This window comes from Vibrio cincinnatiensis, from assembly GCF_022113815.1.
Lineage (GTDB): Bacteria > Pseudomonadota > Gammaproteobacteria > Enterobacterales > Vibrionaceae > Vibrio > Vibrio cincinnatiensis_A.
The window spans coordinates 1-12,682 of record NZ_SGOM01000010.1 but is presented as its reverse complement, the minus strand read 5'-3'; the positions used below and the strand labels follow the sequence as shown (position 1 = coordinate 12,682).

Sequence of the window (12,682 nt, the reverse complement as noted above, 5' to 3'; positions counted from 1 at the left end):
AGCTGGCCCGGTTTTGAGTTATTCGTTCACTCTGTGAGTTAGGTAGGATCAGTATGGTTTCAATAAATGGATTGCCCCCCGCTCGAATATCGAATACGCATCGAACTTCCAAATCGAAGAAAAAAGAAGGGACAAAAGGGCAATCGTCGGTTAGTCAAACCAGCAAAGTTGCAGATGCGGTTTCTCACTCTATTCGCCAGGTAGATCCTGCTGATATTCATCGTGCACGACTTCAATATGATTTGCCAGAAGGTCATGCTCGTAAAGCGTTGGAAGAGTATCTCGGGGTAATGAATCAAGCGAGAAAAGAGGAACTGGCCCAAATGCTCGGTGTCGATATGTATATCTAACAAAAGGGGTAACTCCATGATACATAATCTAGTTCGTCTATTGTTACTCTCGATATTTGCGATGCTAACGGCTTGTGCTTCGCTTCCTCCTCAATTAGCCAGTGATCAAGAATCGGTCATCTCGGATTACACGCTATGGTCTCAACAGGACGGTCATACAGAAAGGGATGTTCGTTTGGGAGGCGTGATTGCTCAAACGACTAACTTAGCGGATAGAACCCGAATTGAGATTGTCAACTTGCCGATTGACGCATCAGGTCGGCCGAACCTAGCTCGTGAGCCAGAAGGGCGCTTTATTGGCTATGTCGATGGGTTTCTTGACCCTGTGACATATAGTCCTGGTCGCTTAATCTCAGTGATTGGCACCTCCGCCCCTTCAGAACGAGGAAGCATTGGTGAGTATGATTACCTCTTTCCTGTCATGAAGGTCAATGGCTACTATTTATGGCGAGTGGAAGAGCGGATCATAGTTGATGATAGGGGGCCTTATCTTTTTCCTTGCCGCAATTTTCATTGCCGTCATATGGATGACTATCCACGCAGTGGGCGTGTGATTCAAGAAGTGAAGTAATGCTGCAATCTCAATCCTATGATCTTGAATATGGGCAACTGGCTGGGCTAACCGTGGGGTGCCCGAAACAGGCGGACGTGACCATCGTTTTTTTGCATGGTTGGTTAGATAATGCGGCCAGTTTTCAAACGGTGATGGAGGCGTTACATTCACTCGCGCCAGATTGGTGTCTTTGCGCAATCGATTTACCGGGTCACGGCCTTTCTTGTCACAAATCTACCGCTTGTTACTACCCATTTCACGACTATATTGACGATATTTACCAACTTTTGCTTACTATTTCACCAAACAGACTAGTGTTAGTGGGTCATTCACTTGGTGCTTTAATCGCAAGTTGCTATAGTGCCGCCTTTCCTGACCAAGTTGCAGGATTAGTTCAGATTGAAGGCCTGGCACCTTTGGTGGAATCTCCAGACAATAGCCTTGCACGTTTGCGAAAAGGGATCGTCAGCCGTCATCGTTTGCGACGTAAAGCCGAACGTTATTACTCAAGCCTAGCTGATGCTCTTCAACATCGAGCATATGTTAATCAACTGCCGATTCACTTAATCGAACCCATCGTTCTAAGGGGAATTGTGCAAGTGAAAGATAAATGGCAATGGCGGTATGATAAAAAGCTAACCAGTGAGTCACTTTATCGTCCGTCATACCCTTATGCGCAAAAGGTGCTTGAGAGTATTATTTGCCCCCACCAACTGATATTGGGGGAACACGGTTTTGAATCTCTTCAGCAAGACGCAGCAAGCGATGCGTATGCAAAGATGGAAAAACATGTCATTTCAGGTGGCCATCATTGTCATCTTCAGCAACCTTTGCCGGTCGCAGAACTAATATTTGGCTTAGTTAACAAAATTTAAACAAGTGTTTGAGTGTTTCGTGCTCAAGTGCTCTGGCTGTGCTGTAATAGAGATCATTTCTATAACAAAGACAATGATAATCATGCCAGCCAATTACGAGGAGTATTACCGTGGATAAACCTTGGCTTTCACGTTATCCCACCGATGTACCGGAAACCATTAATCCTGACCAATATTTATCATTGGTTGAGATGTTTGAGCAGTCAGTACACAAGTATGCGGATCAGCCTGCTTTCATGAATATGGGCTCAGTGATGACATTTCGTAAATTGGAAGAACGCAGTCGAGCGTTTTCTGCCTATTTACAAAATGAGCTTAAGTTAAAAAAAGGCGACCGAGTCGCCCTGATGATGCCTAACTTATTGCAGTATCCAGTCGCTCTGTTTGGGATTTTGCGTGCGGGCATGATTGCTGTTAACGTAAACCCTCTTTACACTCCTCGAGAGTTAGAACACCAACTGAATGATGCTGACGTTCGCGCTATTGTGATTGTCTCTAACTTTGCGAATACGTTAGAGCAAATTGTTGCCAATACTCAAGTTAAACATGTGGTCTTAACTAGCCTTGGGCAAATGCTTCCTCGTGCGAAAGGTACTTTGGTCGATTTTGTCGTTAAGTATGTTAAAGGTATGGTGCCTAAATATGATCTGCCGGGCGCGATTTCTATGCGTAAGGCTTTACATAAAGGCCGCCGTTTGCAATACGTGAAACCTTTTATGTCGGGTGAAGATATTGCTTTTTTACAATATACCGGAGGGACGACGGGGGTTGCAAAAGGGGCAATTTTAACGCACCGCAACATGATTGCGAACGTACTTCAAGCAAGAGGAGCTTATGGGCCCGTATTGCGTGAAGGGCGAGAGTTAGTGGTTACGGCACTGCCTCTATATCACGTTTTTGCTTTAACGGTAAACTTATTGCTGTTCATCGAAATGGGGGGGAGTAATTTAATGATTACTAACCCACGAGACATTCCTGGCTTTATTAAAGAGCTGCAAAAATATCCGTTTACAGCCCTCACTGGGGTGAATACCTTATTTAATGCCTTAGTCAACAATGAAGATTTCCATGAACTCGACTTTAGCAATATGAAGCTCTCAGTCGGCGGTGGAATGGCCGTTCAACGTGCGGTTGCGGATAAGTGGAAAAAGATCACCGGTATCCATTTACTTGAAGGTTATGGGTTGACGGAATGTTCACCCCTAGTCACAGGAAACCCTTATGATCTTTCTGATTATTCTGGTGCCATTGGTTTGCCTGTGCCATCTACTGAAGTCCGGATTGTTGATGAAGAAGGCAACGTGCTGGGCTATGATCAAACGGGAGAGTTACAAGTTCGTGGTCCTCAAGTGATGCAAGGATATTGGCAGCGTCCTGAAGCGACAAAAGAAGTGGTGGATGAAGATGGCTGGTTATCGACGGGGGATATTGTTAAGTTCGATGATCAAGGCATGCTGTATATCGTTGACCGTAAGAAAGATATGATCTTGGTTTCTGGTTTTAACGTTTATCCGAATGAGATTGAAGACGTGGTTGCATTACATGGCAAAGTGCTTGAAGTCGCCGCGATTGGACAGCCGCATGAAGTCTCGGGTGAAGTTGTGAAAATCTATATAGTGAAACGTGATCCCAGCTTAACCAAAGAAGAAGTCATCACGCATTGCCGTAAACACTTAACGGGTTATAAAGTCCCCAAACTGATTGAATTTCGTGAAGAGTTGCCAAAAACCAATGTGGGTAAGATTTTACGTCGCGTATTACGTGAAGAAAATGATGCTCAGCAAGCGGAAAAGGCAAAATGTGCTTAGATCAACCGGTAAGTAATTACCCATTATGATGCTACAATGCCGACCTAAATCGTCGGCATTGTTATTTTTTGAGGTTGTCGAACCTAAATAAGACAAGGCAAAGTGAGCCATTTGTGAATTATCAAATTATTGACCAACTTAATGAACTACAACGTGTGTGTGCGCTTGCTCGTCAAGCGGATGTGGTAATGCTGGATACCGAGTTTGTTCGAACTCGTACTTTTTATCCTCAATTGGGACTTATTCAACTGTTTGACGGTGAAAATCTTTCGTTGATTGATCCTGTAGCGATTGAGGAAATGAGCCCTTTTATTGAACTCCTGCAAGATACGTCGGTACTCAAAGTTCTGCATGCTTGTGGGGAAGATCTGGAAGTCTTTCAGCACAGTTTCGGTTGTGTCCCTTTCCCGATGGTTGATACACAGTTGATGGCGGCATTTATCGGTTATGGACTTTCAACCGGATTTGCAGCATTAGTGCAAGATTTACTGAGTGTTGAATTGGATAAAAGTGAATCTCGTACCGATTGGCTTGCGCGTCCATTATCACAAAAGCAGCTTGATTATGCTGCCGCAGATGTCTTTTACCTTTTGCCTATGTATGAACAACTGTTAGAGAAAGTGATACAAGCGGGGTGGTGGGAAGCCGCACAGCAAGAATCCTTATTACAGGTAGAGAAAAGATCCCGCATTACCGACCCAGATAACGTTTATCTTGACATCAAAGGGGCTTGGCAACTGAACCCTCGTGAATTGGCGATATTAAAACCATTAGCGACTTGGCGTTACCATGAGGCCGTGAAACGAGATTTAGCGCTTAATTTTGTCATTCGGGAACATGATTTATTAACCATTGCCCGTTTAGCACTTCATTCTCCTAAACGGATGGAAGAAGAGGGTATCGATTCTCATGTTATTCGCCGCCATAGTGCTAAAATTTCGCAGATAGTGAAAGAGGCAAAGCAAACCCCAGCTGAACAATACCCAGCGCCGATTGTGCCTTTAATGGATTATCCAGGTTATAAGCAACTATTTAAGAAATTAAAGGATGAAGTAAAACAGGTGTCGCATACTTCAGGATTAGCCACTGAGTTTTTAGCATCGAAAAAACAGTTGAACCAATTAGTCAATTGGGTATGGAATAAACAACAAGATCCAGAGCATTTACCCGACTTAATGCAAAGTTGGCGTTTGCCGTTACTCGGTGAGCGGTTAAATAAGCTGATAAAGTGATATCAGGCATAATGGCTCTCCCCGCCTGCGCGGGGATGACGCTGTAAGCGTAATACTTACAGCATTCCATCTATTGAGAATAACGTGCTTAATCTACATCCCATCAGCTCAAAAAGCGTAACGAGAGAGTTCGCCATTACTTTTCTTCGTCTGGTAACTTGACATTCAGTTCCAGAACGGAAATATCATCACCTTTATGCTCAAAGGAAAGCTCGACCATTGAAGGATCAATCGCCACATATTTTGCGATTACCTGTAAAATATCCTCTTTAAGTTGAGGTAAATAAGTAGGAGCAGGATCACTTTGGCTGCGGCGTTCTGCCACAATGATTTGCAAGCGCTCTTTAGCTAAACTTGCAGAATTCTTTTTTTGTGGACGAAAAAATTCAAGTAATGACATCGTGTTAGCCTCCAAAAAGTCGTTTAAAGATGCCTTTCTTTGGCTCAGTTAAAAAACGAAACTCAATTTCTTGCCCCAGTAAGCGTTCAACCGTATCATCATACGCTTGGCCTGCATCGGATTGATCATCAAAAATGACGGGAACGCCTTTGTTCGAGGCATTTAATACTGCCTGACTTTCAGGAATGACACCGAGCAAAGGAACATGCAGGATTTCTTCCACATCTTCAACACTGAGCATTTCACCCTGATTAACACGTGTTGGATTATAACGTGTCAGTAGAAGATGCTGTTTAACCGGCTCTAGCCCTTGTTCAGCACGCAAGGATTTAGAATCTAGAATCCCTAAGATGCGGTCAGAATCACGAACAGAGGATACTTCAGGGTTTGTGGTGACAATCGCCTCATCGGCATAATACAGCGCCATCAATGCGCCTTGTTCAATCCCAGCAGGCGAATCACATATAATGAATTCAAAGCCCATATCATTGAGCTCATTAAGAATACGCTGTACCCCATCTTTTGTTAGGGCATCTTTATCTCGTGTTTGTGACGCGGGAAGAATAAACAAGTTTTCATTGCGTTTATCTTTGATCAACGCTTGGTTTAGCGTAGCTTCACCATTAAGTACATTGACGAAATCGTAAACGACGCGACGTTCACAACCCATGATCAAATCTAGGTTACGCAGACCGATATCAAAATCGATCACCGCCGTCTTTTTTCCTTTTAAAGCCAACCCAGACGCAATAGCTGCGCTGGAGGTGGTTTTGCCTACTCCACCTTTTCCTGATGTTACAACAATAATGCGTGCCATCTAATTAGTTTCCTTTCGAATCTAAATCGTAAGTAATTCAAAATACAGTGATTCTTCGCTTAAACTTAGCATCACTTTCTTTTGCCAAAACTCACCATCAATTTGATCACTTAGCCAATAATTTCCAGCGATGGAAACCAGCTCAGCTTGTAAATCATGACAAATAATTCTGGCCTCTTTTTGCCCACTGGCTCCCGCAATAGCTCGACCGCGTAGCGTGCCATGAATATGGATAGAGCCATCGGCGATAACCTCAGCCCCTGGGCTAACATGGTTTAAAATGACCAAGTCGCCATCTTTTGCATACACCTGTTGCCCAGAGCGAATTGGGGTTCGGATAATTTTTGTCGGTGTCATTGGTGCAGGCGCTTGTAATGGGGTATTACTGGCCGTCATCACAGCGAACCCAGCGTTAAAGGCTTCCGTTTGGCAACGTTTATCTCTACAGCCAGTAATACCCACGGGGACAAAACCTGCTTCAAGAATGCCATTCTTTAGCATAGCAAAATCAATGTCACCCACCACTTTATCAATATTTAAAACAATGGGCGCGTTCGCAAAAAAAGCGGGCGCTTGCTCGGTTTTTTGCTTGAGAAAATCGACCGTGGTGTCTACTTGGTTATCAGAAAGGTGTAACACAGACAAAGTAAAACTGCGGCCTTTTAGGTCAGGTATATTTGACATCGTAACGTTGACCTCAATAAACGCTTGTTCTATACCTAAGCAGACACATTTTCAGCGCACAGTCACCCCAGCGATAGCGAGGTTACTTGGGTATACAACAATTAGCGTTGTCGGAGACTATAAGTGTCATGTTATATTCAGCGCCTTGGTACAGCAAGTTATCTTGCGGTCAATTCAGTGATTTCCTCGCAATTTTAGTGGGGAATATCTGAAATGAGAGAAAATCCACACGCAATGTGGGAAAATTCAATGAAAAGGGTTGGCATGCTTTGTTCTATCTATAAAAGTTCTAAAAAAGAAGGTACTTATCTCTATATTCCAAAGAGAGACGATTTTTCACAGGTTCCTGACACTTTAATGCAGACCTTTGGTAAACCTATTTTTGTGATGCTGGTAAACCTTGCGAGTCGCCAATTGGCTCATGTGGATGTGGAAAAAGTCAAAGTGGCACTAGAACAGCCGGGGTTCTTTTTACAACTGCCACCACCACCAGAAAATTTACTAGAACGCTATAAAGAACAAAAAGAACAACTTTCGTGATTCGGAAGGTTTGAGGAGAATATCTTGAAAAAAATCTTGTCAGTTATGCTTGGTTTGACGTGTTCATTTCCATTATTGGCCAATCCAGTCAGTTTTGAACAATATCTTGAAGGGTTAAAGCAAGAAGCGCGTCAAGAAGGTATTTCTGAATCTATTTTAACGGAGGCTTTTGCTAATGTAGAGCATCGTCCTCGAGCCGTGACCGCTGATCGCAATCAACCAGAGAAACGTTTAACACTAGACGAATATATTCCTCGTGCTGTACCGAACTGGAAAGTTGATCAGGCCCAATCGCTATATGAGAAGCATTATGATGAGCTGCAACGCATTGGGAAACAGTATGGGGTTCATCCTCGCTTTATTGTGGCGCTGTGGGGGGTTGAAAGTAATTTTGGTCGCTTTACTGGCAATTACTCTGTGGTCGATGCGTTGGCCACGATGGCTTATGATGGGCGGAGAGAAGCTTTCTTTCGCAAAGAAACGATAGCAGCGTTACAGATTTTGCAGCAAGGCCATATTAGCGCACAAGAGATGAAAGGTTCTTGGGCAGGTGCGATGGGGCAATGTCAGTTTATGCCCAGCTCGTTTTTGGCTTATGCAGCCGATGGTGACGGGGATGGTCGAAAAGATATTTGGGGTACCAAAGCCGATGTATTTGCGTCCACGGCGAATTACCTGAGTCAGTCTGGGTGGGATGATCAATACACGTGGGGGCGACAAGTAAAAATCCCGAAAGGTTTTGATCGTAACCTAGAAGGGCGGCAGCCAGAAAAAGGCAAGTATCTAAAAGAGTGGAGTCAACTTGGGGTGACGCGCTATGACGGTCAACCTTTGCCTAAGTTGAAAGAAGATATCCAAGCATGGTTGATTATTCCAGATGATGAGCAGGGGCGAATTTATTTGGTTTATAACAATTATAATGTACTGATGAAGTGGAACCGTTCACATTATTTTGCACTGGCAGTTAGCCATCTCGCCGATAGAATTAAGTTTTAACTCAAACGGGTATTTTTATTTAAAGGGCTGGCAGACAGCCCTTTTTGATCATGAAAGCAGGAGTGAATGTGTTGTCAGAACGTGCCGGACAGATGGTTATCTTTGCTGCATTAGTGAAACAACAAGGATTTACCGCAGCGGCAAAAACATTGGGTGTATCGGTGTCTCATGTCAGCAAGCAGTTAGCACAGCTGGAAGCGTCATTAAATGCAAAACTTATTCAGCGAACCACACGCAGTTTTACGATCACTGAAACGGGGCAAGCATTTTATCGTCATTGTGATCAACTGGTAAACATCATCGATACTGCACAGTCTGAGGTGGAAAGTCGGCGTGATGAAGTTTCCGGGTTATTAAAGCTGGGGTTATCACAATCCTTTGGTACGTTGCATATTCTTCCGGCTTTGGAAGCATTGCGTCAGCAGTATCCTAAATTACAAGTTGAAGTGCATTTATTCGATCACAAAGTGGATATGTTACAAGAAGGGTTAGATCTCTGGATCACCAGTAATGAACATATACCTGAGGGGTATGTCGCTCAACGCTTGGCTGATTGTCAGTTTGTTGTCGCCGCTTCACCGGATTACTTATTGCAACATTCTGCACCGAAAACCCCCCATGATTTGCTCGCGCATAATTGTTTAATTTATCGCAGTTGGGAACGTGATTATACCCATTGGTCGTTTGCGAATGCTCAACATCAGTTAACCATCCAAGTCTCCGGAAATTATTCTGTCGATCTTGCTGAGGCTGTGCGAGATGCCGCCGTTGCAGGATGGGGGATTGCCTACTTAGCGACGTATTTAATTCGAGATGAATTTCGCCAAGGTAAGTTGATTCAGTTATTGCCAGATTGGCATGCTAACCAAGTCATGCCGTTTTATGCGGTCTATCCTAGCCGACAACACATGCCAAAAAAAATCACAGCAGTGATCGAATTTATCAAAGCGAAAATTGGTTCACCCTGTTATTGGGATGCTCGCCTGGCTCCATACCTTCGCTCTGGGCTCTCCTAGCGTATTGCAAGGAAACATTATTTCCTCACTGATAAATACTGTTTCTATATAGAAATAATATAATTAAGCAATCGTTTAGTTTTTTAAAATTCAATGAGTTAGCGTTTGACTGTCATGACGATGATTTTTGTTTCTACTCTATTAACATTTGCGACTTGCGCATTCTTATTTGAAGAATAGAATCCCACGCCTTCCCTTATTGATAAACTTTCGGATTCTTTTCATGAGCTCACTTCTTGGTGTTGCCGCGATTTTATGTATCGCTTGGCTGCTTTCTACAAATAGAAAAAATATTCAATTGAAAACCGTCATTCCAGCATTTTTGCTGCAAGTGGGTTTTGCTCTATTGGTACTGTATGTTCCGATGGGGAAAGGGGTATTAAATCAGGTGACAGGAGCCGTATCACATCTGATTGATTATGGACAAGAAGGGATTAACTTTATTTTTGGTGGTCTAGCCAGTAGTAGCATTGGGTTTGTGTTCGCGATTAATGTGCTGGGGATTATCATCTTTTTTTCCGCACTGATTTCTGGCCTTTATCACCTTGGGATCATGCCTAAAGTGATTAACCTGATTGGCGGAGGAATACAGAAGCTTTTAGGGACAGGGCGAGCGGAGTCATTATCTGCTACGGCTAATATTTTTGTTGGAATGATTGAAGCGCCGCTGGTGGTTAAGCCTTATTTAAAACACATGACGGATTCTCAATTTTTTGCGGTCATGACTTGTGGGCTAGCCTCGGTCGCAGGAGGGACTTTAGTCGGTTATGCCTCATTAGGCGTTAACTTGAATTATTTGATTGCGGCAGCATTTATGTCTGCACCAGCGGGCCTATTAATGGCAAAAATATTAGTGCCAGAAACAGAGCTTCATGCTTTGCAACAGGCCGATGATGAGGTTGAAATTCCGAAGGCGACCAATGTGGTTGAAGCCGTCGCCGATGGGGCGATGTCAGGTTTAAGAATTGCGGTAGCGGTGGGGGCAACGTTACTGGCATTTGTCAGTGTGATTGCATTACTTAATGGTTTACTCGGTTGGGCTGGCAACTTGGTGGGCATCGAGCTCAGTTTTGAGCTGATCTTAGGCTACTTATTCGCACCTATCGCTTGGTTGTTGGGTATCCCATGGAATGAAGCAATAACGGCAGGGGCTTTGATTGGTAATAAAATCATTGTAAATGAATTTGTGGCTTTTATTCAGTTAATGAACGTACAGTCTCAATTGAGTGAACATTCTCAGGCGATTGTGACTTTTGCCTTATGTGGTTTTGCGAATATTTCAACGATGGCCGTATTGATTGGTGGGCTCGGTAGTTTGGTTCCTGAGCGACGTAGTTTTATTTCTCAATACGGTTTTCGCGCAATCAGTGCGGGAGTGTTAGCGAATTTAATGAGTGCCGCTTTAGCTGGCGTGATTCTTTCTTTTTAAAACATCAAACGGCGACACTGAATGTGGTCGCCGTTCTTTTTTCGCCCCTGTAACGAATTGGCGAGTGAATTATTGGTGGCTGTCTTGAGTATGAAATTGCTCACAAGCCATCAGTGTATTTTCAATTAAGCTGGCCACGGTCATTGGGCCAACCCCTCCTGGAACCGGCGTAATAAAACTGGCCCGAGTGCTCGCTACATCGTAATCGACATCTCCCACTAATTTACCGGTTTCTAATCGATTAATACCGACATCAATCACCACCGCACCTTCTTTTATCCAATCTCCTGGAATAAAGTGAGGTTTACCGACTGCGACCACTAATACATCTGCTTGGCGAACGTGTTGCTCTAGATCTTTGGTAAAGCGGTGACAGGTTGTGGTGGTACAACCTGCTAATAGCAGCTCTAACGTCATCGGCCGACCCACGATATTAGATGCGCCAACAATTACAGCATGCTTACCGCGCAAGGGAATGTTGTAACGATCTAATAGCGTGATGATACCTTTTGGTGTACATGAACGTAAGGTTGGGATTCGCTGAGCTAAGCGACCGACATTATAGGGGTGAAACCCATCAACATCTTTATCTGGCAGAATTCGCTCTAGTACTTGTGTGGTGTCAATACCAGCTGGTAAGGGGAGCTGGACCAAAATGCCATCAATACTGGTATCGGCATTTAAGGTATCAATTAAGGCCAATAACTCAGCTTCGCTGGTATTTGCCGGAAGGTCATAAGATTGAGATACAAAGCCGACTTCTTCACATGCACGACGTTTGCTACCGACATAGACTTGGGAAGCGGGATCTTCTCCAACCAGTACCACAGCGAGCCCTGGTGCTCGTCGCCCTGCCTCTATCCGTGCTTTAACGCGAGCGGCAACTTCCGAACGCACCGTTTGGGAAATTAACTTTCCATCAATATTTTGAGCCGTCATGACTTTCCTTACTTACTCATTGGTAGCCAAAAATTTTGCGCGAATTGTCGCAGATATCAAAATAAATATCCACAGGCAATCGTTTGCTTTGTTGGGGTTTTAATCGATGATGATTCATGAGATAAAAATGGATAAATACTGTTGTTCACCCTCGGTGAAGAGTTGATGGAATAAAGCATGAAAAATGAGCGATAAAAAAGAGAATTGAATGTCCTCTTGCTTCTAATTTAGACACTTAACACAAAACTTAAGATAAAGCCGTTGATTTAACGCATTGAACTCGTATAATCCCCTCCCTGTAGCGCGCCCTTAGCTCAGTTGGATAGAGCACGTGCCTTCTAAGCATGTGGTCACAGGTTCGAATCCTGTAGGGCGCGCCATTTATTTCAGGCGCTAGCAAGAAGATTCTTGCTAGCGCCTTTTTCATTTCTGTTCTTTGTTAGCATGATGGATCCATCCACGACCAGTACTGCAAAAACAACGATGATCATAAAAAGCTCATCATATACGCCGTAATAAAAATACCTGCACCATAAGCTAGGTGTGCCAAGAGGCTCAATAAGCGTGACTTCCAAGGATGCGGTGTTTTACAGGCGGCAATTCCGAACCCTAAGCAGGGTTGAATGATGAAAAATGGAAAAATAATGGTGACGATACCCGTCACTAAACTCGGTATCATAGTTGGGTTTTTCAGCCACTCAGCACCCATGATCAGCACGTGAATAAGGGCGAACATTATCCCTATAGCGTAGTGTAAAAACCAACCCAACTCCGTTTCTCTGGTGGCTGGGGAGGTATTCATTATTGGGGTGTGAACCCATTGCCCACTAGGAATATAGAGAACCCATCGAGCGACAAGGGCATAGTTTAAAGATGGAATACCCAATAGTTTTTTTTGAATCCAAGCCCATAAATCCATAATAAAGGTTGCGCCAAGGCCAATAACTATAATTTGAAACCAAACTAAAAGTGACATTCTTTCCTCCAAAGTTTCACTAGGTTTAACTGGTTGTAATGGGAAAGTCATGGTACAACTTAAAGTT

14 protein-coding genes and 1 tRNA gene are annotated in these 12,682 nt (G+C 43.7%); 10 read left to right on the top strand and 5 right to left on the bottom strand.

The features are described 5' to 3' along the window. Nucleotides 1-53: 53 nt before the first annotated feature. The 5 genes from EXA13_RS12710 (at nucleotide 54) to rnd (ending at nucleotide 4,818) form a co-directional block, all read left to right on the top strand. The gene (locus EXA13_RS12710) at nucleotides 54-350 is read left to right on the top strand and encodes a chromosome partitioning protein ParA (RefSeq protein WP_238133494.1); all 297 of its coding nucleotides are present in this window, start codon (nucleotides 54-56) and stop codon (nucleotides 348-350) included. 16 nt (nucleotides 351-366) lie between these two features. After that, nucleotides 367-921 carry a Slp family lipoprotein gene (locus EXA13_RS12705; protein ID WP_238133493.1) on the top strand — a complete coding sequence of 185 codons (555 nt, stop codon included), beginning with the start codon at nucleotides 367-369 and terminating at the stop codon, nucleotides 919-921. Beyond that, entirely contained in the window at nucleotides 921-1,778 is an 858-nt protein-coding gene (locus EXA13_RS12700) for an alpha/beta fold hydrolase (protein ID WP_238133492.1), read from the top strand. Before EXA13_RS12705 ends, EXA13_RS12700 begins: the two co-directional genes overlap by 1 nt. Nucleotides 1,779-1,888: 110 nt before the next feature. Then, complete coding sequence (gene fadD / locus EXA13_RS12695) at nucleotides 1,889-3,586, top strand: long-chain-fatty-acid--CoA ligase FadD (protein WP_238133491.1); 1,698 nt, start codon at nucleotides 1,889-1,891, stop codon at nucleotides 3,584-3,586. Between the two features lie 113 nt (nucleotides 3,587-3,699). Continuing rightward, nucleotides 3,700-4,818, top strand: a complete 1,119-nt coding sequence (gene rnd / locus EXA13_RS12690; RefSeq protein WP_238133490.1) for a ribonuclease D — start codon at nucleotides 3,700-3,702, stop codon at nucleotides 4,816-4,818. 136 nt (nucleotides 4,819-4,954) lie between these two features. Here the strand turns inward: rnd and minE are convergent, their stop codons facing one another. From minE to minC, 3 genes are read right to left on the bottom strand one after another with little or no spacing between them, the layout of a single operon-like run. Then, a complete protein-coding gene (gene minE, locus EXA13_RS12685) occupies nucleotides 4,955-5,218 on the bottom strand; it encodes a cell division topological specificity factor MinE (protein ID WP_238133489.1) in 264 nt (87 codons plus the stop codon). Nucleotides 5,219-5,222: 4 nt separating this feature from the next. Then, the gene (gene minD, locus EXA13_RS12680) at nucleotides 5,223-6,035 is read right to left on the bottom strand and encodes a septum site-determining protein MinD (protein WP_238133488.1); all 813 of its coding nucleotides are present in this window, start codon (nucleotides 6,033-6,035) and stop codon (nucleotides 5,223-5,225) included. A gap of 21 nt (nucleotides 6,036-6,056) precedes the next feature. Beyond that, complete coding sequence (minC, locus tag EXA13_RS12675; protein WP_238133487.1) at nucleotides 6,057-6,719, bottom strand: septum site-determining protein MinC; 663 nt, start codon at nucleotides 6,717-6,719, stop codon at nucleotides 6,057-6,059. Between the two features lie 264 nt (nucleotides 6,720-6,983). Here minC and EXA13_RS12670 point away from each other — a divergent pair, with 264 nt between their 5' ends. From EXA13_RS12670 to EXA13_RS12655, 4 genes are all read left to right on the top strand, one after another. Continuing rightward, nucleotides 6,984-7,259, top strand: a complete 276-nt coding sequence (locus tag EXA13_RS12670; protein WP_238133602.1) for a YcgL domain-containing protein — start codon at nucleotides 6,984-6,986, stop codon at nucleotides 7,257-7,259. A gap of 24 nt (nucleotides 7,260-7,283) precedes the next feature. Beyond that, nucleotides 7,284-8,255 carry a lytic murein transglycosylase gene (locus tag EXA13_RS12665; protein ID WP_238133486.1) on the top strand — a complete coding sequence of 324 codons (972 nt, stop codon included), beginning with the start codon at nucleotides 7,284-7,286 and terminating at the stop codon, nucleotides 8,253-8,255. A 68-nt stretch (nucleotides 8,256-8,323) separates the two neighbouring features. Continuing rightward, the gene (locus EXA13_RS12660; protein WP_238133485.1) at nucleotides 8,324-9,271 is read left to right on the top strand and encodes a LysR family transcriptional regulator; all 948 of its coding nucleotides are present in this window, start codon (nucleotides 8,324-8,326) and stop codon (nucleotides 9,269-9,271) included. 223 nt (nucleotides 9,272-9,494) lie between these two features. Next, nucleotides 9,495-10,700 carry a NupC/NupG family nucleoside CNT transporter gene (locus tag EXA13_RS12655; protein WP_238133484.1) on the top strand — a complete coding sequence of 402 codons (1,206 nt, stop codon included), beginning with the start codon at nucleotides 9,495-9,497 and terminating at the stop codon, nucleotides 10,698-10,700. 69 nt (nucleotides 10,701-10,769) lie between these two features. Here EXA13_RS12655 and folD read toward each other — a convergent pair whose 3' ends face one another. Then, nucleotides 10,770-11,639 carry a bifunctional methylenetetrahydrofolate dehydrogenase/methenyltetrahydrofolate cyclohydrolase FolD gene (folD, locus tag EXA13_RS12650; RefSeq protein ID WP_238133483.1) on the bottom strand — a complete coding sequence of 290 codons (870 nt, stop codon included), beginning with the start codon at nucleotides 11,637-11,639 and terminating at the stop codon, nucleotides 10,770-10,772. Nucleotides 11,640-11,942: 303 nt separating this feature from the next. On the opposite strand from folD, the gene EXA13_RS12645 reads away from it, so the two are divergent. Next, nucleotides 11,943-12,019 (top strand) — tRNA-Arg (locus tag EXA13_RS12645). A 107-nt stretch (nucleotides 12,020-12,126) separates the two neighbouring features. Here EXA13_RS12645 and EXA13_RS12640 read toward each other — a convergent pair. Further along, on the bottom strand, nucleotides 12,127-12,682 hold a 556-nt coding region (locus EXA13_RS12640; RefSeq protein ID WP_430794489.1), incomplete at its 5' end, for a DUF2938 domain-containing protein.